This window comes from Paenibacillus sp. BC26 (assembly GCF_900116125.1).
Classification (GTDB): Bacteria; Bacillota; Bacilli; order Paenibacillales; family Paenibacillaceae; genus Paenibacillus_Z; species Paenibacillus_Z lignilyticus.
The window spans coordinates 1,446,322-1,471,773 of sequence record NZ_FPAD01000001.1 but is presented as its reverse complement, the minus strand read 5'-3'; the positions used below and the strand labels follow the sequence as shown (position 1 = coordinate 1,471,773).

The window sequence follows — 25,452 nt, the reverse complement described above, 5'->3', positions numbered from 1 at the left end:
ATCGATTCAGGTATACGGAAAGTTCATCTGAGCGAAAGGTCGAATGAACTTGCGCGCGGAAAGCGCAATAAATGTCAATATGGCGCATTGACGCTTCAATTTAGCACATGCTATATTCAGGAAATGATAGAAACGCTTACATCAGCTTCGCATGAAAGGATGACCATTGTGGCAAAGCAGCCCAAGATATCGGTAGCAGGAAGCTTGAATATGGACCTTGTTCTGAAAATGCAGCGGATGCCAAAGGTTGGCGAAACCGTGCAAGGCGATGAGATTCACTACATTTCCGGCGGCAAAGGCGCGAATCAAGCCGTCGGCTGTGCACGGCTCGGCGCTGAAGTTAAGATGATCGGTGCTGTTGGCGGGGACGCCTTCGGATCGGAAATCATGGAACGGATGCGGAATTTCGGTGTGCACACGGAAGCAATCTCCAAGCTGGAAGGCGCATCGACAGGCACGGCGACCATCATGCACACGTCAGAGGATAACTGCATCGTAATCGTACCTGGCGCAAACGGGCACAACACCGCGGAAAGCATCGCGGCTCATGCTGAGTTAATCCGCCAATCGGATGTGCTTATCGTTCAGTTGGAAATTCCGATGCCTGCTGTCGAGAGAGCGCTTCGGATCGCGCGCGAAGCCGGCGTTCGCACGATTTTGAACCCGGCCCCTGCCCTTCCGCTTACGAAAGAGCAAATCGCGATGGCGGACTATTTTACGCCGAACGAGACTGAATTTGAGCTTTATTGCGGCACTGCGATTACATCGGAGGAGCAGCTGTTCGAGCGCATGACCGCATGGCAGCAACAATACCCCGATCAAACCTTGATTGTGACGCGCGGTAAACATGGCATTTCGTGCGCAACTGCGGATGGCATCGTCACGGTGCCTGCACCGCTCGTGAAGGTCGTAGACACGACCGGCGCAGGAGACTCGTTTAATGCCGCGCTGTGCTTCGGCATTGCAAGCGGCTGGTCGCTCGACCAAACGCTGCCGCTGGCCGTAAAAGCAGCTTCCTACTCCGTCACCGTATTCGGCGCGCAGGACGGCATGCCGACGCTTCAGAACTTGAATTAGTTTATTTGATGAAAAGGAGGTAAGCGACTTAGGTCGCTTACCTCCTTTTTGGCATATCTCTGATTTCCACGTTTCCCCCTCATTTCCGCCAATGTAGATCCCTAGACGAGCTACTTTCTCGCTCATGTGCGGTACAAAGTACCTCTCTTCGACCACAAACCATCATTCCACTTTTTAAGAGCGGTATCCCGTGCCTCTCTTTAGCCCCAAACCATCATTCCTCGCTCCTGCGCGGTACGCACAGCAATGCTACACAACAAAAAAAGACCTTCTCAAAAGTCGCCAAACGCGCTTTTGAGAAGGTCCCTACCCAAAACCTATATAAAACTCTTCAATGAAGGAGCCCTGCGCACCTTACTGCGCTGCTCATAGGCATAGGCCAGTTGAATGAGCCGCGGTTCGCTATATGCCTTGCCTGAGAAGGTAACGCCGAATGGGACACCGGCGGAGGTGTAGCCGGCCGGAACAATAACGGATGGATATCCGGCCCGGGCGGTTATGCGTGAGCCAAAGTCAGCCGGGAACAGCAGAGCATCCAGTCGATGCTCGTTCATGACGGCATCGATCCCTTCAACTTGGCAAAGCCGCAAATCCGTTAGTCGGTCCTTTAAATATTGTGTCTCCGTTAATGTGCCGGACGTGTTATTTTCAGCGAGCAGCAGTAAAGTTTGCCCGTATTTCAACGTTTGCTCCGGATGCGCTTCATTGAACGCGATGATTTCCGCCAAGGAGCGTACCGGTGCGTTCGAAGGCAGCGCGGACAGGTACGCATGAAGTGAAGCTTTGAACTCATTCAGGATTACAGAGGAATAAACAATTTGCCTAGCTGTTGGAATGTTGGCCGGATCGATGATTTCGGCACCAAGCTCACGCATCGTTCTAAGCGCTTGGTCGAAGATGTCCAGCTGCTCAGGCGTCAATTCTTCAAAATAATAATCGCGCGGGACGCCGATTCGAGCCCCCTCCAAACCGCCTAATTGAAGAAACTGTGCATAGTTCGTCTGACGTTTCCCTAAGCTGCTGCCCATTGCCGGATCGGCGTCGTCCACCTGCACTAGCGCATCTAACAGCACAACAGCATCCGTTACGGTTCGAGCCATCGGACCTGCCGTGTCCTGACTATTGGAGAGCGGAAGAATGCCTGAGCGGCTAACGAGTCCGACAGTCGGCTTAATACCGACGGTCGAGCTCAAATTAGCGGGATTGATGATGGAGCCGGATGTCTCCGTGCCGATTGCCGCCATGCAGAAATTGCAAGAGACCGCTACGCCTGAGCCGGAACTCGACCCACCGGTCGGCTCCGAAATATTATAAGCATTTAATACTTGTCCGCCTCGCGAGCTGTATCCGGAGGGCATGCCTTCTGTCATAAAATTCGCAAACTCGGTCATGTTCGCTTTGCCCAGTATTACTGCACCCGCTTCACGAAGCTGCTTCACAATGAAGGCATCTTCTCCGGCGTACAGGCCAGCGAGCGCGAGGGAACCTGCGCTTGTATGCAGTTTGTCGCCGGTATTAATATTGTCCTTCAACAGGATGGGGATACCGTGCAGCGGTCCTCTTGACCCGCGAGAAGCCCGTTCGGCGTCCAAGGCATCCGCGATAAACAAAGCATCGGGATTCAGCTCGAGCACGGAATTGATGGTGAGTCCATTCTTGTCGTGATCGGCAATGCGCTCCATATAGAGCAGAACTAATTCTCTGGAGGTCATGTCACCTTGTTCCATCGCAGCCTGGATATCGGCTATGGTCGCTTCTACGATTTCTACGCTCATCTTATTCCCCTCCGGATTAGCTATGGGTAAACGCCATTCATACGCAATCTAGTTCTATTGTACATGATCGCTATGAAACTTGTGGGAAGAAAAAGAGTCTGGATTCGGTTGGTTACCGCATCCAGGCTGATTGTTCCTACTTCTCTCCTTATTACTTGTTACTTCCCTCTCCACGATTCATTGCCGTCACCCCGGTACGGGATAGTTCCAAGATTCCATAGGGTTTCAGCAGCTCGACTAACGAATTCATTTTAGCTTGATCGCCAACGACTTGAATGATCAGACTTTCCACTCCCATATCGACGATCGAAGCACGAAAGGACTCAACAATACTAATGATCATCGGTTTCACTTTGGACGGCGCGCTTACTTTGATAAGCGCAAGCTCGCGATCAACCAGCGGATGTGCGGTTAAGTCAACAATTTGAATGACGTCAACTAGTTTATTAAGCTGCTTTTGCACTTGTTCGATCATATTGTCATCCCCCGACGTCACTATGATCATGCGGGATAATCCTGCTTCTTCTGACTGGCCAACCGTTATGCTTTCAATGTTGAACCCGCGGCGTCCGAATAATCCGGCAACTCGCTGCAACACGCCGGGATGGTTGTTTACAAGAACCGAAATCGTGTGTCGCTTCATCATTCATCCCCCATAATCATGTCATCAATGGTGGAACCGGGGGAAACCATGGGATAAACATTTTCTTCCTGACTGACAACAAAATCGATAAGAACAGGTCCCGGTATTTCCAGTGCTTCTTTCCATGCCTTAAGGGCTTCTTCTCGATTGGTTGCCCGCAGCCCTTTAACCCCGTAGGCTTCAGCCAATTTCACGAAATCCGGACTGCCGGAGAGCTCCATATGGCTGAAGCGATGATCATAAATGATTTCTTGCCATTGCCGTATCATGCCGAGAACCTGATTATTCAGAATGACGATCTTCACGGGAATATGATGAGCGGCGCAAATCGCAAGTTCTTGCGCACACATTTGAAACCCGCCGTCACCATTGACGGATACCACAAGCCGATCCGGCCGACCTACTTGCGCACCTATTGCAGAAGGTAAACCAAAGCCCATTGTTCCAAGTCCGCCTGAGGTTATTAACGAACGCGGGTGCTTAAACTTATAAAATTGAGCGGCCCACATTTGATTCTGGCCAACGTCCGTTGTGACGATAGCTTCGCCATCAGTCGTTTCACTAATCATCTCAATAACGAATTGCGGTTTTAACATTAATTCAGAATCCGTGTAACGCAGAGGATACTTCTTATTATTTTCTTGGATTTCTGCCAGCCATGCTTCTGATTGATTCGCTTTCGCATGAACGTTAGCCAGCCCAAGCACGGATTTCACATCGCCAATGCAAGGAATGGCCGTTTCCACAATTTTTCCGATTTCCGCCGGATCGATATCAATATGGGCGATCGTTTTCGCCCGAGGAGCAAATCCGCTTGTTTTCATCGTGACCCTGTCATCGAAGCGTGCGCCAATACTGATAAGAAGATCGCAATTTTGCAACGCTTTGTTGGCTGTGTAGGTTCCGTGCATGCCAGGCATGCCGATCCATAATTCATGCGCACTTGGAAATCCGCCTAATCCGAGCAATGTCGTCGTAACGGGTATCCGGGTTTTCTCTGCAAATTCGCGTAATTCCGCGGCTGCATCCGAATAGATAACGCCGCCGCCGGCCAGAATGACCGGTCGTTCCGCTGCTTCGATAGCGCTGATTAACTTCTTGATTTGCGTCACGTCCGTTTGGATGTCCGGGCGGTACCCGCGAAGATCAGGACTTCCTAACGGATGCTGAAATGCCATCATTTCATTGGAAACATCCTTCGGAATATCGATCAATACCGGCCCTTTTCGTCCGGTGGACGCAATATAAAAAGCTTCATGAATGATCTTCGGCAGCTCATTGACGTCGCGAACCAAATAGTTATGCTTCGAGATCGGCATTGTGATGCCGGTAATATCCGCTTCCTGAAACGCATCCGTACCGATCAGGGCTGTCGATACATTGCCGGTAATAACAACGAGCGGAACCGAATCCATATTAGCAGTGGCGATTCCCGTAACCAGATTCGTCGCCCCAGGTCCCGATGTCGCAAAACAAACGCCGACTTTGCCCGTAGCGCGCGCGTAACCGTCTGCAGCATGGATTGCCCCTTGTTCATGACGGGATAAAATATGTTTAAACTCAGGCATGACATGAAAGGCGTCATAAATGTTCAAGACACTCCCTCCCGGAATACCAAACACACAATCCACGCCTTCAAGCAGCAAACTTCTGATGAGCGCCTCCGAGCCCGTCACCCTATCATTCTTAGTAAGCCTAGTCATCCAATCCGTATTGGGTTGCTCCGTCTCTATGTCTTTCATTTATTATTCCTCCCATCGAAGCCAATAAGTTAGCCGCCCGAGGCAGTTATTGCTCCTGTTGCCCCATTCTATGGGATTCAAAATTATTGATCAATATCGTTGTTTCTATGAAAACGATAGATGTTGTCTATCGAAAGCCATTTGCAAAAGGTTACCTGTATTGGGCAAACTCAAACTGTCAAATTGGAACAGAAAGGAAGTTCAGGCGCATGCTCAAGAAACGAGGTATTCATCGACGCATGCCTCATCCTCCACTTCACACAAGGGATGGAGAAGATTCGCAATTTGGCTCAAGCTTGCGAGTTGGAGTATTTCTCAGTCCTGCAATCGAAGACAGCAACTACCTACATTGATGTGATTCAGCCTATATTAAAATCGCAAATTGCCGTGCTGGTAAATCATGAACCGCTGGCTTTGCTGGTCGATATGAAAAAATCCGAAAATCGCGGAGTAGAAGAACCGAGCTTAGAATCCACGCTTCGCGGACCTCGCGAAGGCTTTAACGAAAGCCTGCAGCTCAATCTGACTCTGCTGCTCAAACGGATTCCCAGTCATTTATTGAAGTTGGAAACGCTCGAGCTCGGTAAAATCACCCGCACAAGCGTCGTTATCGCCTATATGGAGGGGTACGTGGATCCATCCGTATTAGCCGAGGTAAAGGCAAGAATAGCGAAGATTGAAGCGGCTGCCGTTCTCGAATCCGAATACATAGAAGAATATATTGAAGATTCACCGTTCTCCCCGTTTCCGCAAATTCAAAACACGGAACGCCCAGACGTCATCGTCTCTTGCTTGTTTGAAGGCAAAGTGGCCATCATGACGGACGGCGCTCCCTGCGCACTGTTCGTACCCATGACATTCTGGGTAGGTCTGCAGGCAGCGGATGATTATTACGAACGGTTTATATATGTCAATGCCATGCGTATGGTCCGTTTCACGTTCTCGTTGGTTTCGCTGTTAGCGCCGGCGTTATACGTCACGCTGACAACCTTTCATCAGGGGATGATACCGTTTGTCTTGATGAGCAGCATTGCGATCGCGCGGGAAACGTCTCCGTTCCCTACCGCGATCGAAACGATCTTAATGGAGCTTGTGTTCGAGGGACTGCAAGAAGCCGGAATCCGGCTTCCCAACCGTATCGGACCGCTCGTCAGCATCGTAGGCGCACTGGTTATCGGACAGGCAGCCGTACAAGCAGGTATCATTTCCGCCGCGATTGTCATTGTCGTATCTGCCACCGGAATCGCTTCATACGCCATACCCAGATACAGCTTTGGAATTGCTTTTCGGCTCCTCCGTTTCGTCATGCTCGTCCTGGCATCGACGCTCGGACTGTTCAGGATGGCAGTTGGCATCATGGGGATATTAATCCACCTGGTCAGCATGAAATCTTTTGGCGTACCTTATTTCTCTCCCGTTGCCCCCCGATTGTGGACTCAAATGCTGGATATGATCATCCGTGCTCCTAAACGGATGAGAATCGGGCGCTCAAACAGCTGCGGGAGGGCGGTGCAGGGCAAGGTAACCGCAGTGGAGGATCACAAGGGAAACCTTATACGGTCGTTTCCGCTTCGGGGAAAAACATCTCCGATGCGGCATTTCACATTCAAGAGAAATTGTCCAGGCAGTTATTCCCCGGGCACAGGATCGCTTTGTTTATCAGTGAGGATGCAGCGAAACGAAGCTTCACCCCATGGCTAGACGAGCTGATTCGAAATCCGGACAGCAATACCAGAGTAAGTATCTATGTTCTTAAAGGAATTAGCTCGCAGCGCTTTCTGGAAAGCGAATATGCGATGGAACGATTCTCATCGCTTTACGCGACCCGAACAACGAGAATTGTCGGATTCGCGGAGAATATTTTCGACCTGCAGAAAGAGAAGAACAATCCTTCCAGATGCTTCATGCTCCCTGTTATATCTACACAGATGAATGGCGCAGAAAGTCAAATGGAATTTCAGGATATCGCCCTCTTTGATCAGCAGTCCAGAATGATCCATACGCTGAAAGGCGACGATGCTCTGCTTGCACTTTGGATGGCGGGGAAAATTACTCACTTGCCACTAACGTTGCCAGTCTCTTCAGACAAGGGCACCATTACACTCGATCTCCGGAAATTGAAGCACAAAATATCGGTTAAATTCAGCGGAGAGTCTGTCAAAATCACAGTCAATCTGACGGGCAAGGGGCTTATTCGTGAAAATAATACGAATCAGTACCTCCTATCTGCTTCGGTAAAGGAGCAAATTGCAAGGGAAATGAGCGAGCAAACGCAGAAGAAAGCTCGTCAAGTCATTCAAACCGCGCAAACCTATAGAACCGACATTTTCGGAATTGGCAATCAAATCGCTTGGAAGCATCCTGCTAAATGGCGAGGCCTGCGCGACAACTGGAGCCAAACCTTCTCGCATGCAGAGGTCTCTGTCCATGTCAAGCTGACCATAAACGGGGTCGGACAAGTCGGTACCGGTCCGAAATATTAACGCAGAGGATCGATGGAGATGAAACTGTCAAAATCGCAATTGTTCTGGATGGTTTTCATCTCGGAGATTGTTTTATTGACCTACTTTGCCTTTGGCCCTTCACTGAAACAGGCTAAGCAGGATATATGGATTGCTTATCTTCTGGCCGGCGCGGGAGCTGTAATCGGGTCTTACCTGATGGTTAAGGTGAGCATGGCTTATCCAAACCAAACCATGGTGCAATACATCCAAATCATTCTGGGCAAATGGCTGGGCAAGGTTGTCGCACTGGCTTATATTTGTTTCTGGTTGCTCATCATCATGATCATGCTTCGCGGAACCGTTGATTTCATAGGCACGAATCTGCTCTACCAAACACCGGCCTTGGTTATCATCGTCTTCGAGATCCTGTTAATGCTCTACTTTAATCTGCAAGGCGGCATTACGACGATCGGAAGATGCAGTCAAGTGATTGGCCCACTGCTTTTTGTTGCCGCTTTCTTACCGATGATGCTAAATAGCACGCATATGGACTACAATCAATTACTGCCGGTTTATAATGAAGGCAGCAAAGGCATTGTGAACGGAGCAGCCATAATATTCTGCTTTATCGGTGAAACCTCCATTGTCATGATGGTGACTGCATTCGTGAAAGAGTCCAAATCGGCATCATCGGGGGTATTAAGCGCCGTCGGCTTCGGAACTCTATGGGGCTGCATGATGTCGGTTGCCGTCATTTTGCTCTTCGGTGCAGTGAGTGCGGCGGATATGTATCACCCGCATTTCATGTTCATGAAATCCATCTCGATCTTGGATTTTATCCAGAACTTCGATTTGGTGATTACGTTCTTCCTGCAGTTTGGCATTATGATTAAGCTGGCATCCCATTTGTTTATCTCAAGCTATGGAATCGCTCAATGGATGAACTTCCGCAATTGGAAGCGCGTCACCTGGGTACTGGCTTTCTTGATCTTAATCGGCATGCTGACTACCTCCAATCTCAGCTTCGAGTATCTGATTCAACCCTGGTTCTTCCTGCTGTTTAACTTTGCCCTGCCTGTTCTGGTTTGGATCATTCATCTCGTTAAACGGGCTGCAGTGTAACGATTTCTTCTGCGATGAGCGCATGCGATGCCGCGATCCGACTCTAACGGTTGTGACAGTGGTTATTAGGCATCAATTTCCCCTTTTTATAAGCTAACGGTTGCCAGCGAGCTTATTTGAACGTTTCTTCTGGGAATCGACCCCTTTGCCGCAAATAACGCCTGTCACAACCGTTAGAGCTACAAAAAGGCTTATTCTCATCAAATAGCCACGCTGACAACCGTTAAAGTTTCGTTCATGAAGCAGAGACAAAAAGTGGCTGTCGATTTGGGACGATCTCGGATAACCATAAAAAAAATCCCTCTAACGAGGGATTTTTTGAGTTCATTTAGAACGTGCTCGCAGGCGTTGTATCCGAACACCAGCGTGTATTGAACAGCTCCTGAATCAGCACTTCATGGGCTTCCGGCGTGCCGATATAGCGCAGTGCTTCAAGTGCGTGGCCGCGAACGTAACGGTTCTCGTGCGTCAGCTGCTCTGCCAGAGCGGGAACGGCTTCTGCAGCATCTTTCCCGATTCGAACAAGCGACAGGCCTGCCGTAAAGCGAACTTGAGTATCCTCATCCTGCAAGCCTTTGATGAGAGCGGGAACGACCAGCTTCGCATTGGCGCTGATGATGCCAAGCGCGTCAACTGCCGTGCGTCTGATCCTCGCGGATGGGTGATCCAGCTGAGCCTCTATGTGAGATACAGCCTGATCGGCGTGACCTCTTAGCTCCGACAAAGCGAAGATGGCATGATTCACGACATCCTCATTCTCGGCACGCAGCGCTTGCAGCAATCCTTCAACAGCTCCCTCGCCGGCTACGGATAGTCCGTAAGAAGCGATGCGGGATACTTTCTTCTCTTGCTCAAGCGCGCCGAGCAAGGCTTGAATGCCTGCTTCGCCTCTTGTTGCGAGCTCGTAAGCCGCATTCAACGCATCCGGCTCTTCGCTTCCGCTCAAACGCGCTGAGAGGCTGGCGACTTCCGCAGCATCGGCGGATTTCGTATTCGCAAGCGCCGCGGTACGGCCGGACATCCAATTCCATACCTCTTCCGCAATCGGATCGTTGCTTTGGTCGCCGGCAACAGCTGTCCAGGACTGCTCCTGATTGTCCCAAGTCGGCGATTGCGGAGCTTCTGTGCGCATGAATTCGAACTTCAGCATGAAGCGCGGCTTGCCGATCAAGTTCGGCGTCGAACGATGCCAAATATCATAGTGGATCAGCGCAAACGTGCCCGCTTCGCCGTTTGCAGTCGCTTCCTCTGCCGTTTCGTCCGACACAAAGTTGCGGCTGTCTTGATATTGCGTGCCCGGCATGACTCCTGTTGGCCCGAGCTCAATCGGAGTATCTTGCGGGAAGTACATAATCATCGCCCACCATGGGTGATGGTTGCGCAGCCGGTTGTAGCCCCAGTAGCTGTCTTTGTGCCAGCCGCCCGGCTTCGGTACGGAGTTATAATGACCGTGTCTGTGCGTATGGAGCAAATAATTCGGGCCAAGCACGCTTGTCAGCGCCCCCGTGATAACCGGGTTCTCGAACACGCGTTGCAAATCGCGGATGCGAGGCAAAATGTTGTTACCCGGGTTCCCTTCGGTATCATAAATCGTATTGAGCTGCTCTACTAAACGCTCGTGAAATTCACGCGGGAAGTCGGTCTTCAAAATAAGAAAGCCATCTGTAATAAACGATTTGATTTGTTCATCTGTCAACAAAAGGGGTTGTGCAGTCGTCATTTCTGTTGAGCCTCCCATAGAATTACTTTTACAACTTGATTATAGGAGGATGCCGTCAGCGATGTAATGGCTAGAAATAAGAATGAAGGTGCTAAAACTAAGATTGCGGTTTCATCCGCCAACGAAATGCTCTATGATAAGAGAAAATCATTCAATGCTTTACAGCTGGGAGACTTCCAATGACGATATTACGTGCGGATCATGCCTTAACCGATCTCTTGCGCGCCCTTCAAATCGACGTCATCACCGCTCACCGAACACAAGTGAACAACGAGTGGGTCGATATGGACTACGTGCCCGAGTATAATAAACTCTACTATATTGTGGACGGAGAAGGGTGGCTGAAGGTAGACAATCAGGAGATGCTGCCATCCCCCGGCGAGATCTGCTTAATGCCTGCTTTCACGAAACAATCCTATTCCGTAATCAAAGGAAAAAAACCGTTCCTTAAATATTGGTGCCACTTCACGGCCTCGCTCGGTCCATTCGACTTATTCCAATGGATCGGCGTCCCGCTGCGCATTGTCCTTGCCGATCAAGAAGAAATGACCGCCTTGTTCAAGCTGCTGGTCAGCCTGCGTCAAAGCGACTCGGTCATCTCGCGGCTGCGTGAGAAAGCCATTATGCTGGAGATAGTTGCGCGGTATTTGGAGCATGTGCCGATTACGATTTTGCAGCATCGGTCGGAGGATCTGAAACGAATTCAGTTCATTCAAGCGTATATAGACAGCCATATGGCCGGTCATTTGCGCGTCGAGGATATGGCGAAGGCCGCTCATTTGCATCCGAACTATTTTATCGCCTATTTCAAGAAGCATTTCGGCGTGCCGCCGCTTAAGTACGTCAGCCGCAAACGAGTCGATAAAGCGAAGATCTTATTGTCGAGCACGACGCAGAGCATTAAGGAAATTGCCGATCAAATCGGATTTAAGGAAACAAACCATTTCGCTAAATTTTTCCGCAAAGAAACTGGGCAAAGCCCCACGGAATATCGCACACTCCACACCTAAAACAAGGCGTTCCGCTGCAGACCTGAAGCTGCAGATTGGAGCGCCTTTGTCATTAGCTCTATAAGCTACAGATTCTTCATTGTAGATACCATGACCTCGCCTGTCAGCCATCTGCGCATCAACAGGAGAATCAACAGGGTTGGCAGCGATATTAAGGCGCCGGAGAGCAGCAAATCAGCCGGCGTATACACGGGTCCCGCTTCGCCGATTTCATTCATCGCATTAGCAAATGTCATAAGCGGCGGAAACGTCTGCGGATTCGTGAGATGAATGAAGGCTTGCGTGAACGTGCTCCACAGCATGACGAAATGCAGGGCTCCAAGCGCAAGAAGCGGCTTCCAGATCGAAGGGAGATACACGTAGAAGAAGATATACGTTTCTCCTCGACCTGCCGCGGCTGCCTCTTCCCTTCGACTGCCATATTTGCTGTTAAAGATGCTCTTCAAGATGAAGATAGGCAGAATGGAGTAGAACCCTGTCATGAATAACGGGAATATTGTATTGCTCATATGTAAATCCCGATAAAACAAATATTCATGAAACGTTGAGCTGCTAAGAGTCAGCAGTGCAAGCAGCAGCAGCTTATACAGCCCCCTGCCCGGCAAGTCCTTGACGGTTAACGGGAAAGCTAGCGCTGCCGTAATCATCATAAAGATCGTGACTGCCCCCAAGTCCATGATCATGTAAACCACATACCGATGGGGAGAAAGCAGCGTATGCAGTGCGGAACCGGACAATTGGAACGTAAACGGATATAAGAACAGCAAGTACAGTAGAATCAACACGGCAGAGGATAACACAATGCCGATAAGGATGCCCGTACTATTTTTCCCCTTGCCGGTTGATTGAATAGCAGCAGCTCCGCCCGTAGAAGTAAACAATTCACGCGCGAACAGACCTCTAATGAGAAAGTACGCCAGCAAAGAACATGTAAATTGCACGATAAACTGAAAAACAGCCAGAGGTCCGGCCAGGTTGTATTCGGCATTCATAAACACCGTCCGGAAACCGAAGCTATCCAAGGTATCCCCTGTTTCGAATACGAGCGGATTGACCAGTAATCGCTGCAGCTCTGAATCCATCGTCAGCAGCGAGCCAAGCTGCATCAGCATAAATGCGGTAACTGCCTTCAATGCCGGAATGACATTGCGGTGCAAATAGCTGCTGCGGACCCGAATGCTTCCGTTATCCATCGCCGCTTGTCTCGCTCCAATCGCCGTCAGCGCGATAAGGATGGGAATACCGCAGGTTTTAAACGCTTCTACCCCGACAAGTACCACCGGAAACAGCTCCGAATGGGCAAGCGGCATCGCTTTTATTCCAAACGGAGATTGGCTTTGCGATAGAGTAAGCATCGTAACATAGACGATAACGGCCGATGGAATGAAGTAAGGGATCAGAAACAAGGTGGTTAATCCGCCTCTTAGCCAGCGGAAGCCTATACCGCTAAGCGCGAGCGCTGCACCCAGTGCGAAGATGCCGCTGACTGCCGTATAAAGAAGCTTCAACGTTAACGTATTGCTGAGAACCGACGTAAACGAAGGCAGATTAAATAGGTTACGATAATTGTCCAGCCCAACCCAGTCGCTGCTGAATAGCCCTTTAAAGATGACAAAATTGACGAATGAACCGTACAGCGTCATGAAGTGCGGAATACCTTTGAAAATAAACCAGAGCAGTAACGGCGGGATTACGAGTAAATAATGCATCCTGTACTTCCAAATTCGTTGCAGCATTGCAGTAACTTCCTCCTAATGAATTATCATCCAGTTCTTCCTCTCTTATATTCGATAAAAAAGAGGATTGTCCCTCTGTCACCTTCCGATGACTTTAGGACAATCCTCTTTATGATTACAAACTATCTGCGAATACGGTTACCGAAGTATTCTTTGGTATCGGAGCTAAAGCCCAGTGTAAGCGGCCCAAGAAGCTGGTCGTCGTCTGTTTTATAAGTAACAAGAACTACGTTGCCTTTCTTAGCTACATAATCCTCGTAAGCTTTCTTCTTGTCATCTTGCGGGAAGAGCGCTGCATCGGAAGCAGGAACGATTGTTACTTCTGCTTCGTCTTTCTTCGTTACCACATGTTTCTTCTGATCATCGGAAAGCTGTTTCCAAGCAAGCTCGCGATATTCAGTTACTTGTGCCGGGGACAAGGCAGCGGATTGCTCTGCCACAACCAGGAAGTGAAGCGCGCTGATTGGCGGAATGCTCTTAGTCGTCGCAGGACCGTAGTAAGTCGTAACTTTCATGCCGGCTTTCAAAGCCGACCATTCGATCGGTTGACGCTCGGTATCGCGGATCGTTGTTTCTTTACCGGAGTTAAGAACCAGCGTAGTTTCTTTACCGTCGCCAAATTTCACTTGCCAGCCGTCGCTTGTTTTCTCAACGGATTGAATAACATCTGTTTTAACAAGACGCTCAGAACCGACTACAACCTTCACGGCATGCGATTGACCTGGGTAGCTCATCGCCACGATTGGGCCGTATTCAGCGGTAAGCTCCAAGCCTGCTTTCAAATCTTTAGCGGCAAATGACTTGCCTTCTTGATTCGTAAGTACGGTTTCTTTATCAACGGTAAGTACGATCCAGTTGTTCTGGCCTCTGCCAAGTACGCTGATCTGAACGGAACCGTCTTTGGTAGGACGAACGTCTTCGATAATGCCGGAAACATTAATCAAATTGGACTCGCCTTCCTCCGGTTTGTCTTTGGAGGTAATCTCCAGAACTTTGTTTCTTGCGTTATAGTGCAGCTCGTAACCAAGCGCTTCCGCTTCGGAACGTGCTGGAAGATAAGCTTGGCCATTAATGAAAACAGGCTCTAAGGAAGTTGCTTTTCCGTCTACAGTAACATCAATGTCACCGCGTAGGAATCCATTCACTTTCTTCATAAAACCGGATGCCTCTACTGCTGCTGTCGTACCTAGTAGCCCGGCAATCGTGGCTACAATGATGAGTTTCTTCTTATTCATCATTTCTTGCTCCCTTCGCGATCTTTTCTATTGGTTGTAAGGCCCTACATGATCTCCAGACGTGCCTACCTACAGAAAGGTTGCACAAAAAAATAAAAAACGATCTGGACCCTATCGTCCAGACCGAATCAACTTATCCATTATCGTCCTCATACCATGGATTCAAGTGAACCAATACTTCATCCACTTCCGGATGTGCGTCCATCAATTTCTTCTTGATGGTTCTGATAATATCATGTCCTTCTTGTATGGTAAGGGTCCCGAGGACCGCGACCCTGGCATCGACCAAGACGTAGTGGCCGTGCTCCCTTGCACGCAGCCGATCAATGCGTTTCACTTCCGGAACTTCGCGCAAATGCTCCGTTATATCCTCGATTTTCTCCGGGCTTAGACTCTTGTCCATCAGGACGTCGGCCGTCTCGCGCGCCATATCAATCCCGAGCTTCAATACAAGGAGCGATACGATAACCCCTGCGGCGGGATCTCCGTAACTGAGCCAGCCAATATCTAATTTCTCGCCCAACCAGCCAAGACCGATCCCGACCGTAGCTGCCAGGGAGGCGTAGACATCTGCCAAATGGTCGTACGCGGTAGCGAGCATCGCTTTGCTCTTCGATTCCTTCCCGATGCGCATCGTGTACATATATAGAATTTGCTTGGCGATCAAGGAAACGACGGCGGCCGCAAGCGCGATGAGATGCGCTTCCGTCGGCGGCTCGAAGAACGTGAGAACGGCATGATATCCCATATATAAGGCTGCTGCAATGAGGATAAAAGCAACGATTCCCGCCCCAAGCACCTCAGCCTTGCCATGTCCGTAAGGATGATCCTCATCCGGCGGCTTGCCGGACACGCGCATGGAGCTGTACGCTGTCGCAGTGGCGATAACGTCGCCGGCATTGTGAATACCGTCCGCAATGAGAACTTGACTCTGAAACAAAATACCGACAATGAGCTTGATTCCGGTCAGAAGCACATTGCTGATCAGAGAGATCCACATCGCGACGATTGATGCTTTGCTTTCCATGTGTCCCTCTTCATTCCCCTCTTCTGCCATAGTTCATAATAATGGAGATATTACACTTTATGACATTCAAACGCAAGGTACGGAAGCGCAAAAGAGGCTCTTCCGACAAAGTCGGAAAAGCCTGTTTTTAAGGAGGTGACTATGACTGGGTCGCGGCTGCTTTCGCTTGTCTGGCGAGCTCGGGCAAATGCGCTTGATTCTCTTGAATCTGACGCAGATGGCGCAGCCGCTCGCTGCTTGCGTTATGCAGCACGGCTTCGCCATGGAGCTCCTCCACCCAATAAGGGGCAAAGGTACTCACATACTCATGCAGCTCAGCCATGTGCTCTTCGGTGTAATGTCTGGAGAAATTAATCAACAGCACGCGTCGATTATTCCCCCCGCCAAAAGCAGCATGCTTCATATAGTTATTAAAGACCAGCAAGTCCCCCGGTCTAATATCGAGCGGCACGGCCGGCAAGTCTGCGCGGTCAATGCCCCACTGCTTCTGCATATCAGTCGCATGAATTTGCTCTTTGAGAATTTCGGTAAACTGATCCCCGATATAATGGCTGCCCGGGATGACGCGCAGCGCACCGGTTTCTTTCGTTACCGGATCTAAGTAGAAGGACACATTAAGGCTCTTGAGATTCCCCGGCCACCGCTTATCCATCGAGGTGTCGGAATGCCAGCCTGTGTCTCCGACATATTTATTGCCTGCACTCGTCAAATAATTATAGTCGTCGCCAAGCAGCGTGGAACAAATCGCGTGTATGCGAGGATCATCCAATAACGAAGCCAGCTTCTCACTGTGGCCGAGAAAAGCAACGATCGTGGATGTTTTCTTGAACGTATGCGGCTTCCCGTTGAAGTTGCCCCCGTGCTTCGTAAATACGGCGTCAAACTCTTCCGTAATCTCCATGATGCGGTCTTGCATCAACCCCCGAAACACCAAATACCCGAACGTGTCGAAGAATGCTTTCTGCTGGTTTGTCACTTTGAAATCCTGCATAATCGCTACGCACACTCCCGCAAATGTAATGAGAATCGACTTCTTGCAAAAGGATTCATTGTCTATTCTCAACCTATTTCGACTCCTACAAGAGTATTCCTGCAGCTAGTCTATGCCGGGATCATTGAGGTAGGCGTAAGGTGCCGGCTTACCGATGAATCAACTGCTCTCGGCGAGGCCCTACGGATACCGTCGACACCCGAACGCCAATCGAAGCTTCGACAAAACGGACGTACTCCTTCGCTTCAAGCGGCAGCTCTTCAAAGGTTCTCGCCTCTGAAATTTCACACTTCCAGCCGGGAAGCGAGGTGAAAACCGGTGTCGCATGTTCAAGCTGCGACGTAACGGGAAAACGCTCCGTCTTCGATCCATCAGCCAGCAGATAACCGGTACAGATCGGAATTTGTTCCAGGTAGCCGAGCACGTCGAGGTTGGTTAGCGCAACTTCGGTTGCACCTTGCACCATGCAGCCGTACCTGGTCGCAACGGCGTCGAACCAGCCTACTCGTCTAGGCCGCCCCGTTGTCGCGCCAAACTCACCTGCGTCGCCGCCGCGCAACCGAAGCTCCTGTGCTTCTTCGCCGCTTAACTCAGCGACAAAAGGACCGGCACCTACACAGCTGGAGTAAGCTTTAGTAACCGCAATGACATGGCCAATGGCATAAGGCGGAATTCCAGCCCCTACTGCTGCAAAGCCGGATAAAGTAGATGAGGAAGTCGAGTAAGGATAAATGCCATGATCGGGATCGCGGAGAGCACCAAGCTGGCCTTCAACCAGAATGGACTCGCCTCTCATCCATGCTTCATGCAGCAGACTTGTCGTGTCCGCCAAGTAAGGACGAAGCTGCTCCCCATACGCCATGAGCTCCGAGATATAATCGTCCGCGCTCACAGGGTGTTCCCCATATAAGTGCTGCAGCGTCACGTTCTTCGCTGCGAGCATCTGTTCCAAGCGTCGATAGAGACGCTCTTTATCGAACAGTTCCGACGCTTGAATGCCGAGCTTCGCATACTTATCCGCATAGAAAGGTGCAATTCCGCGTTTGGTCGACCCAAAGCTGCGCTCGGCAAGCCGATCTTCCTCCAGCTCGTCAAACCGTACATGGATAGGCACCACAACCTGCGCACGCTCCGAAACAACCACCTTCGGTTTCGGCACACCGCGAGCTTGCAGCTCTTCGATTTCTCGCATCAGCATCCTCACGTCGACAGCCGTACCCGGACCAATCACATTCGTTACATTCGGATAAAACACCCCGGATGGCAGCATGTGCAATGCGAACTTCCCATAGTCATTAATGATCGTATGACCTGCGTTGCTGCCTCCTTGAAACCGAACGACATAGGATGATTGCGCAGCCAGTACATCCGTCAGCTTTCCTTTGCCTTCATCTCCCCAATTCGCACCTACAATGGCCGTTACCGTCATAAAGCCACGCCTCCCAATTGTTGTTCCTTCCTTGCTAATTTGATTATAATGAAACTAACGGCATCAAAATAATTGATATTACTAATATCAGATATTAGGAGAACTAATGACAATTAATTCAGAATGGTATCGAAGCTTCTATTGGACAGCCAAGACAGGCAGTCTGTCGCGCGCCGCGGAAAAGCTGCATATTACGCAGCCCGCAGTCAGCCATATTTTAAAACAGCTGGAAGGCGCACTGGGCGGACAGCTCTTCTTCCGCTCTGCTAAAGGCGTTATATTGACAGCGGAGGGCGAAGTGTTGTTTCGTTATATCGAGCAGGCGTTCAGCTTCATTGAATCCGGCGAGAAACGGATCGCGGAGATGCATAACCTGGAGAGCGGAGAAATACGGATCGGGGCGAGCGATACGTTATGCAAGCATTACTTAATGCCTTATTTGGAGCAGTTTCATCACCAATATCCGCAGGTACGCATCCATGTCACCAATCGGACGACTCCGGAAACGATTGCGCTGTTAACCGATGGTAAGATCGATTTCGGCATTATTAATCTACCGGCAGGCAACGCCAAAATCGACATTAAGCGGAGTCTCCCTCAGCAAGATTGTTTGGTAGGCAGCAGGAAATACGCGGATTTAGCAGGCTCGGAGCCGCTGGATGCACAGGAGATGCATCGGTATCCATTGTTAATGTTAGAGCCTGGGGGGAGCACCAGACACCACCTCAGCGAATGGGCGGCTGCGCAAGGCATCCGGCTGCAGCCGGAGCTTGAGCTAGGCAGTATTGATCTGCTCTTGCAATTCGCGATCCGAGGGTTCGGACTTGCCTTCGTAATCCGCAACTATATCGAGCATGAATTGGCCGCAGGCGAGCTGGTGGAAATCCCGCTCCAACCACCGCTGCCGGAGCGATATATCGGTATCGCTACCTTGCGAGGCGTCCCGTTATCGGCAGCCTCCAACCGATTTCTGTCAATGCTGCCGTTAACCTAAAAAAATTCACCTGGCGGCATCTATCAAGGTGCCGCCAGGTGGATTTATTGGGACGGAAGCGGTGGAAGCCACTCCCCTTGTTTGATGATTCTTACACCTGCTTCGCAGACACCGTAGCTCCGCCACTGGCAGGTGTAACACAACGTATTAATATCTTCAGGGACTACGTTCGTCCTTACCCGTTCAATAACGTCTGACCAGAGCAGCTCCATCCCGTAATCAAACCCGAGTTTTTGTAAGATCCGCTCATCATGCTGCGCTACGGAAACATTATGGCAGTGCGGCTCCACATCGGATGGAAAACACGCACACAGATCATCAGGACCTTTGACAATGGTGACCCGTGAACCCGGCTCATCTCGCAGTTTGTTGTATACAATAGTCATATTCGCAGAGAAGTCCGCAGAATACCCCATGCCCCGGAAACCTAATAAACATAATAAATGATGCCCGCGTAATTGAATCGTCATTAAATCCCACCTCAATATAGCTTACCGCTTCTTCACTCGATACCAATAGGGATAACTCTCTCGATAATTCAGCTTCCGATACAGCCGGTTCGCAGCCGCATTGCTCTGAACTACAAGCAAATACCCCTTCTCGGCACCATTCTCTCTCGCCCAATGAAGCATATGACGAATCAGTTGCTCCCCATATCCCCGATTGTGATGCGCTTCCGCAGTAACAATATCATACAACCCTATGTAACCTCGTTCTACTACGCCAAGTCCGCATGCGACGGGCTCATCGTTTACCGCTAATGTGAAATAACCTTGCTTCGGTTTCGTGCTTGTTATGATTTGAGCTGCAAGCTGCTTGTTTGTTCCCGTTATCCGATTCATCTCGCACATCGTATCGAGCCACGAATCGCTCATCTCATATTCGATCTTCATTCCTTGCAGCTCCGGTGCCGGCACGTCGACTAAGCTTTCTATTATCATAACACGGGATGGGTCTGCGATGGCATACCCGCGCTGATCCAGAATTTGATCCAGATCGGGAGGACCGAAAGGCGTTATTTTGAAAATCGTATCCTGAGCCGCTTCGTTATACACCGCTTCGCATGCTGCAATTCGTTCTTCTAAATGATGATCGTTCGCGGAGTACAGTGCGCTCACCGAATTGGACCGTTTCGTATAACCGGCAGCAAACCGGAGCAACCACCCGTCATAAACTACCGTCTGCAGGGACGGCCATGCATTGAGCGTTAATTCTTCTAGCATTTTATCCATAAGTCAGGAAGCCCCTCTCGCAAGAAATTAAGTATAAATATACATATTATTGGGTAATTATTCAATACTTCTTTACTTCATCCTACACTAAAAAAATGTTAAAATGAGACAAGCATCCACTAAGAAAGGCGGAGAACAAATGGCACAACTGATCGCACCGGCTACATATACTCCCTTCGAGAATGAAGAAGAGCAAATACAGAAATTGAAAGAATGGGGCCTGCTCTCCGAGAAAGCCTCCAAATCAAAAACGTTTATCTACAAAAATAGCGGCGTCCATACCGTTTGTTCTATTGTTGGTTACGTCGATAAAATGACAGCCGTCTTAGCGCTTGATGACAAACAGCACTGCATTCACCCTTCCTACCTGAAGGAGATGCAAACGGCAAGCTTCGGACAAAGACAAGCGGCAGCGACTGAGGACGAAGCCGGTGAAACGGACGATGCAGCCGCAGTCAGCGCTCAGACGATTGAAGCAGAGTCGGCTGAACCTTTAGAAGCGATTTCGGCAACGGTCGCCGCCGCTTCGGCAATTGAAGAGCCGGCTGTCGATACGTCAACTTCGAAGTCTGAGGTGAAGCCTGCCAAGAAAGCGAAGAAAGAGAAAGCGCCGAAGCTGGAGCTGCCTGAAGATAAAGTGAAGATGAGAGCAACGGTCAAGGAGTTCACCACCGTTCCGAACAACTTCTCCGATACGGATGATGAGGTGGTCATCTATGAGGAAGTATCCGTTGAAGAGCCGGCTCTGGAACTGGGCGCAGCTTGGTCGAGTCACAGCAATACGCTGAAGAAGCTGGAATTGGCCGTCGGGGACACGATCACGTTCGAATGTAAAATCGTCGCCAAGAAATTGACGAAACATCCCGTTGCCTACAAGATTAACAATCCCGGAAAAATTCAAAAGAAACCATCCCAATAAGCGCGATTCATCCTATAAATTTTCAGAGAAGCCATGTTACATGGCTTCTCTTTATTAGGTTTCACAGCTTTTTCGACCTTTTTCACGCTTTATCTTATGAAAATGCAGCTGCAAGGAAATACTACTACCTACGAAGGATAACCATTTTGCAAGTCCGTAAGTCGATGCTTTCCGATCGGTCAGAGAAAGGAGCTCCTCCAACCTATGCAATCGAACTATGATCCCGTAAACGGAGAAAATCTTTCAGGCCCCGCTTCAAGCCCGGGCTCAGCTTCTGCTGTAAAACGCAAGCTGCACCCGAGCGTAGATTTGCAATTTGATCGCACGTGGCTTCATCAATTGCAAGAACGCGTCGACCGTAACGGTCCTTGGGACGAGTGGACGATGTACCAATTGGCTATTGAAGCCGAACAATCGAAGCTGGTTGAGAGCTTCGATGATTTGCAATGCTTGCGCAGCCTCCCTTCCTTCGAGCCCATGCCGCATCAAATCAGCACAGCTCGCAAAGTGCTGCATGAAATGAGCGGCCGCGCCATCCTCGCCGATGAGGTCGGACTAGGCAAAACAATCGAAGCCGGCTTAGTGCTGAAAGAATATATGGTACGCGGGCTTGTGAAGCGCGCACTCATTCTGGTTCCGGCCTCCCTAGTGCTGCAATGGGTGCGGGAGCTGAACACCAAGTTCGGCATCTCTGCGGTTGCGCAGAAGAAGGATCACTCTTGGGCCTATGATGTCGTCGTCGCATCTATGGATACTGCGAAACGCGAGCCGCATCGCGAGAAGCTGCTCGGACAAGATTACGATATGATCATCATCGACGAGGCACACAAGCTGAAGAACAAGAAAACAACCAACTATCAATTCGTGAATTTGCTGCGTAAGAAGTACTGCCTCCTGCTTACAGCTACGCCTGTTCAGAATGATCTGGACGAGCTGTATAACTTAATTACCCTGCTTAAGCCGGGGCAATTAGGCGGCCAGAGCGAGTTTGCGGCCAACTTCGTCGTGGACAAGCGGTTGCCGAAGAATGAGGAGCAGCTGCATGAAGCGTTATCCTCCGTCATGATTCGGAATCGTCGCGGAGACGGCGGCATTCAATTCACGAAACGAATCGTGAAGAACATCCCGCTTTCGCTCTCCGTGGAGGAGCAAGCTTTATATGATGCGGTCACCAAATTCGTGCGCGATCGCGTCGATGAGAGCCAAGGCGATTGGTCCAGCCTCCTCTCCCTCGTTACGCTGCAAAGAGAGGTTTGCAGCAGCCGCGATGCCGTGTTCCTTACGCTCGTCAATATGTTCAAGAAGACGGCGGAAGACTCTCCGCTGCGCGCGAAAATTTGGGAGCTGGTCGAAGTCATCCGCGGCATCAACGCCAACACCAAAGCAGAGAAAACGATGGAGCTCGTACGCGAGATGAACGATAAAGTGATCATATTCACGGAGTACCGGGCTACGCAGGAATATCTGCTTCAATATTTCCGCTCCAATAATATGGTCGCTGTCCCGTATCGAGGAGGGATGAACCGCGGCAAGAAGGACTGGATGATGGATCTGTTCCGCGGACGCGCGCAGGTGCTGATCGCAACGGAAGCCGGCGGTGAAGGCATCAACCTGCAGTTCTGCCACCACATGATCAATTTCGATCTGCCTTGGAACCCTATGCGGGTCGAACAGCGGATCGGCCGTGTTCATCGACTCGGGCAAACGAGCGACGTACGCATCTATAACCTTTGTACGATCGGTACGATCGAAGAGCATATCGTCAGTTTGCTGCACGAGAAAATCAATCTGTTCGAGCTCGTAATCGGGGAGCTCGATCATATACTGGAGCGGTTCGAGAAGAGCGAAACGCTGGAACAGCGGCTTGCCCGCTTAATGCTGGAGTCCGGCGGCAACCAAGACCAGCTCCGCATGCAAATCGACGAGCTTGGCAATTCACTCAGCCGTATTCGGGACGAGGTTGAATTGGAGGAGCCCATGGATATGGGGGCGATTAATGCCGTCATGAACGCCGTAGGACAGACGATTGAGGTGAGACCATGAACGAACGTCAAATCCATAAGTTTATTCAGCGCTATCTGGAGACGACCAATTGTCAAATTATCGAGAAATCGCCGGCCCATTTTCAAGTCAAACTGTCGCCTCGCGCTGACCGTGATCTGACAAATCGGCCTTACTACTGGAGCTTCGTCGACCGCACGGGCGCCGATCCGGAAACGATGTCCATGCTGTTCGTTACCGATAAGCAGAAATATGAGCAGGCGCAGGAAGCGGTACCGCCTCCTCCTGCCCCTAACGCCGCGAACGCTGCGGCAGATGCGGCTTTAAGCCGCTCCTTCGGCCATATTCACGGCACGTTGAATACGAATATCCGCGTTCCGCGCGAGGATTTGTACTATGGCTCCCGCCGGCTGAATCAGCTTTTCGAGTCCGCTCGCAGCGGCGGAAGCTACCTTTGTTTGTTTCAAGAACCGGAGAAACGAAGCGCCCACCCGCTTCACTCCACTGCTTACAGCGCTTGGCTTGGGGTTAATATGAAAGTAGAGTTCGCCTGCGACATGAAACGCGAGGAAATCCATTCCTTCGGCGTTTCGCTTGCGACGGGACAATGCGTCGAGCAATTTCATGAACGGCTGCTGACACATCGCATGACCCCGAAGCTGCCGCCTAATGTGCATACAGCCAAAAACGCCCTTTCCCTTAATAAGGCGGCTACCATCGCAGAACAAACCTTAGAGCGCAAGCTTCGAAACTACGACTACTCGTGGGCACAAGCAGCAGCTGGACGGTTGGCTGATGAACTGTCGACCATTCATCATTATTACGAGCCTCTTCTGGCTTCGGCCGAAGAAGAGAATAAGCAGCTAATCACGGAACAGTTCGAACGCAGACAAGAAGAAATCCGCTGGCAGTATGAGCCTCGCGTCACGGCTTCTGCCATTAACTGCGGTATTTTCTATCTTCAGGGCATCGGCTAACAAGATCTCTCTTTATCCGGCAAAAATAGAACGGAGCTTGTCCCAATCCGCTGACACGTTCCTACATCCTTTTCAACTGCAGGTAAGGTACAATGACGGTGAATCGGCTTTCCCATTCTACAGGAAGCAGCAGGTGATGCAGATGATGCACAGATGCAGATGGTGGTTATCGCTTTTTGCCATAGCAGCCGCTTTCCTTTTGACGAGCACGCAGGTCTCGGCAGCAACACTTTCTTTCAGAACTGCCCCAAATGTACAGCATGCTTCCAAGCTTGAGCAGCAAGTTCAAACTTGGACGGATGCGCTGTCGGATCAGCCCAAATTTCAATCCTGGAAGAACGCTGCGGCTACCATCATCCCCCTCGGACCGGGTACGCATGGTTGGCTGGTTACATTTCGACTGGATCGTCTGCCCGTCGGCTATATGATTGTTCATGCAACCGCGGAAGGAGGTTTCGTCCTAGGGGAATATGGGACAGGCTCACACCCTGCTTTCGACCCGAATACGTTGTACAGCTCCATGGTGCGACAAGGATTGTTCACCACCTTCGCGGAAGCCATAAAAAAACCGCTCCACTTGGAACGGCTCTACGTATCGCCTGTACTTGCAGTTTGGAAATATGTAGCGGCCAATCAGGAAACCTATTATTTGGATGCCTGGACCGGAGAAGCCTTGCCCATTACGGAACAGTTATGGCAAGAGCAAGCTAAGGCCGCACTTGCTGCTGCAAATGCGGACAAGCCTGTATTAAGTGCGGCGACGGCAAATGCGTCTACCGGCGCAATTCACCTCACGAAACTGTCTGCCGCTAAAGCGAACCAAGTGTTCGATCCTTATGAACGTCTGCCTTGGCTGACTAAAGCACCTTTGTCCAAGGAGCAAATCAAGCAATTGCCTGATCTGCTTGACCAGCGGAATCAAATTCGATTCACTGCGGAGCTGTTTCGAGATACGGTATTGTTCGTGTATCCGGCAATCGGGTACCATAACTGGGATAATCAAAGCTTGTTTGTCGCTTTCGACTCCGTAGGTACCCGATATATCCCGGTCGACCTGCTTAATCAAGAAGGCCACTTCTATAATTGACGGGGCCGGATCGTTAGCCTTCTTCTCGAGGCTTGGAACGGATCAGCTGCATCACGCCTAATCCTCCCATGCCAAACCAGCGTGTCAGCCAAGGCTCTCTTGCAGCTTTGGCTTGTTTGCGTTTTTCCTTCCGCGCTTCCTGCGGCGTGTCGATGATCTCGATCATTTTACCGGTCATGAACTTAATGTACTCTTCGGGTTTCTCAACAGCCATGTCCTTCATCTCCTCGTTAAATTCTAGTGTACCTACAGTGTCCCCGTTAATCATTTACTTCAAACATGAATGAGTTT

22 protein-coding genes are annotated in these 25,452 nt (G+C 50.2%); 10 read left to right on the top strand and 12 right to left on the bottom strand.

Features of this window, described 5'->3' with window-relative positions:
- Nucleotides 1-159: 159 nt before the first annotated feature.
- Nucleotides 160-1,077: a ribokinase gene (gene rbsK, locus BM412_RS06170; protein ID WP_091220234.1), complete on the top strand. Its 918-nt coding sequence runs from the start codon at nt 160-162 to the stop codon at nt 1,075-1,077.
- A gap of 317 nt (nt 1,078-1,394) precedes the next feature.
- Here the strand turns inward: rbsK and BM412_RS06165 are convergent, their stop codons facing one another.
- The 3 genes from BM412_RS06165 to ilvB form a co-directional block, all read right to left on the bottom strand.
- Nucleotides 1,395-2,852, bottom strand: a complete 1,458-nt coding sequence (locus BM412_RS06165; protein WP_091215247.1) for an amidase family protein — start codon at nt 2,850-2,852, stop codon at nt 1,395-1,397.
- Between the two features lie 151 nt (nt 2,853-3,003).
- Nucleotides 3,004-3,498: an acetolactate synthase small subunit gene (gene ilvN, locus BM412_RS06160; RefSeq protein ID WP_091215245.1), complete on the bottom strand. Its 495-nt coding sequence runs from the start codon at nt 3,496-3,498 to the stop codon at nt 3,004-3,006.
- Nucleotides 3,495-5,198, bottom strand: coding sequence for a biosynthetic-type acetolactate synthase large subunit (gene ilvB, locus BM412_RS06155; RefSeq protein WP_091220233.1), 1,704 nt, complete (start codon nt 5,196-5,198; stop codon nt 3,495-3,497). Before ilvB ends, ilvN begins: the two co-directional genes overlap by 4 nt.
- 306 nt (nt 5,199-5,504) lie before the next feature.
- Between ilvB and BM412_RS06150 the strand changes: the two genes are divergently transcribed.
- Genes BM412_RS06150 through BM412_RS06140 form a run of 3 tightly spaced genes read left to right on the top strand, consistent with a single transcriptional unit; the run spans nt 5,505 to nt 8,803 of the window.
- Nucleotides 5,505-6,938 (top strand): spore germination protein, encoded by a 1,434-nt coding sequence (locus tag BM412_RS06150; protein ID WP_177245682.1) that lies wholly within the window; start codon nt 5,505-5,507, stop codon nt 6,936-6,938.
- A complete protein-coding gene (locus tag BM412_RS06145) occupies nt 6,821-7,720 on the top strand; it encodes a Ger(x)C family spore germination protein (RefSeq protein WP_256256350.1) in 900 nt (299 codons plus the stop codon). The genes BM412_RS06150 and BM412_RS06145 overlap by 118 nt, the downstream gene beginning before the upstream one ends.
- An 18-nt stretch (nt 7,721-7,738) precedes the next feature.
- On the top strand, nt 7,739-8,803 hold the full coding sequence (locus BM412_RS06140) for a GerAB/ArcD/ProY family transporter (RefSeq protein WP_177245680.1): 1,065 nt from the start codon (nt 7,739-7,741) through the stop codon (nt 8,801-8,803).
- A gap of 328 nt (nt 8,804-9,131) precedes the next feature.
- Here BM412_RS06140 and BM412_RS06135 read toward each other — a convergent pair whose 3' ends face one another.
- Nucleotides 9,132-10,523, bottom strand: coding sequence for a HEAT repeat domain-containing protein (locus BM412_RS06135; protein ID WP_091215236.1), 1,392 nt, complete (start codon nt 10,521-10,523; stop codon nt 9,132-9,134).
- Between the two features lie 179 nt (nt 10,524-10,702).
- On the opposite strand from BM412_RS06135, the gene BM412_RS06130 reads away from it, so the two are divergent.
- Complete coding sequence (locus BM412_RS06130) at nt 10,703-11,533, top strand: AraC family transcriptional regulator (protein ID WP_091215233.1); 831 nt, start codon at nt 10,703-10,705, stop codon at nt 11,531-11,533.
- Between the two features lie 65 nt (nt 11,534-11,598).
- Here the strand turns inward: BM412_RS06130 and BM412_RS06125 are convergent, their stop codons facing one another.
- The 5 genes from BM412_RS06125 to BM412_RS06105 all read right to left on the bottom strand — a co-directional run bounded on the left by BM412_RS06125 (nt 11,599) and on the right by BM412_RS06105 (nt 17,951).
- Complete coding sequence (locus BM412_RS06125) at nt 11,599-13,269, bottom strand: hypothetical protein (RefSeq protein ID WP_091215230.1); 1,671 nt, start codon at nt 13,267-13,269, stop codon at nt 11,599-11,601.
- A 122-nt stretch (nt 13,270-13,391) separates the two neighbouring features.
- The gene (locus tag BM412_RS06120) at nt 13,392-14,504 is read right to left on the bottom strand and encodes a hypothetical protein (RefSeq protein ID WP_091215228.1); all 1,113 of its coding nucleotides are present in this window, start codon (nt 14,502-14,504) and stop codon (nt 13,392-13,394) included.
- Nucleotides 14,505-14,637: 133 nt separating this feature from the next.
- On the bottom strand, nt 14,638-15,531 hold the full coding sequence (locus BM412_RS06115) for a cation diffusion facilitator family transporter (protein ID WP_091215226.1): 894 nt from the start codon (nt 15,529-15,531) through the stop codon (nt 14,638-14,640).
- A 139-nt stretch (nt 15,532-15,670) separates the two neighbouring features.
- Entirely contained in the window at nt 15,671-16,594 is a 924-nt protein-coding gene (locus tag BM412_RS06110; protein WP_091215223.1) for a phytanoyl-CoA dioxygenase family protein, read from the bottom strand.
- Nucleotides 16,595-16,670: 76 nt separating this feature from the next.
- Nucleotides 16,671-17,951: an adenylosuccinate synthase gene (locus BM412_RS06105; RefSeq protein ID WP_091215220.1), complete on the bottom strand. Its 1,281-nt coding sequence runs from the start codon at nt 17,949-17,951 to the stop codon at nt 16,671-16,673.
- Between the two features lie 106 nt (nt 17,952-18,057).
- Between BM412_RS06105 and BM412_RS06100 the strand changes: the two genes are divergently transcribed.
- Nucleotides 18,058-18,945: a LysR family transcriptional regulator gene (locus BM412_RS06100; protein WP_091215218.1), complete on the top strand. Its 888-nt coding sequence runs from the start codon at nt 18,058-18,060 to the stop codon at nt 18,943-18,945.
- 44 nt (nt 18,946-18,989) lie between these two features.
- Here BM412_RS06100 and BM412_RS06095 read toward each other — a convergent pair whose 3' ends face one another.
- Both BM412_RS06095 and BM412_RS06090 read right to left on the bottom strand, forming a co-directional pair.
- Nucleotides 18,990-19,415 carry a DUF1284 domain-containing protein gene (locus tag BM412_RS06095; protein WP_091215215.1) on the bottom strand — a complete coding sequence of 142 codons (426 nt, stop codon included), beginning with the start codon at nt 19,413-19,415 and terminating at the stop codon, nt 18,990-18,992.
- A 21-nt stretch (nt 19,416-19,436) separates the two neighbouring features.
- A complete protein-coding gene (locus tag BM412_RS06090; protein WP_091215213.1) occupies nt 19,437-20,177 on the bottom strand; it encodes a GNAT family N-acetyltransferase in 741 nt (246 codons plus the stop codon).
- A 139-nt stretch (nt 20,178-20,316) separates the two neighbouring features.
- On the opposite strand from BM412_RS06090, the gene BM412_RS06085 reads away from it, so the two are divergent.
- From BM412_RS06085 to BM412_RS06070, 4 genes are all read left to right on the top strand, one after another.
- Nucleotides 20,317-21,096 (top strand): hypothetical protein, encoded by a 780-nt coding sequence (locus tag BM412_RS06085; protein ID WP_091215210.1) that lies wholly within the window; start codon nt 20,317-20,319, stop codon nt 21,094-21,096.
- A 204-nt stretch (nt 21,097-21,300) separates the two neighbouring features.
- On the top strand, nt 21,301-23,139 hold the full coding sequence (locus BM412_RS06080) for a DEAD/DEAH box helicase (protein ID WP_091215207.1): 1,839 nt from the start codon (nt 21,301-21,303) through the stop codon (nt 23,137-23,139).
- Entirely contained in the window at nt 23,136-24,074 is a 939-nt protein-coding gene (locus BM412_RS06075) for a YqhG family protein (protein ID WP_091215203.1), read from the top strand. Before BM412_RS06080 ends, BM412_RS06075 begins: the two co-directional genes overlap by 4 nt.
- Nucleotides 24,075-24,210: 136 nt before the next feature.
- Nucleotides 24,211-25,161, top strand: coding sequence for a hypothetical protein (locus BM412_RS06070; RefSeq protein ID WP_091215200.1), 951 nt, complete (start codon nt 24,211-24,213; stop codon nt 25,159-25,161).
- Between the two features lie 13 nt (nt 25,162-25,174).
- On the opposite strand, the gene BM412_RS06065 is transcribed toward BM412_RS06070, so the two are convergent.
- Nucleotides 25,175-25,375 (bottom strand): YqzE family protein, encoded by a 201-nt coding sequence (locus BM412_RS06065; RefSeq protein ID WP_177245679.1) that lies wholly within the window; start codon nt 25,373-25,375, stop codon nt 25,175-25,177.
- Nucleotides 25,376-25,452: the final 77 nt, after the last annotated feature.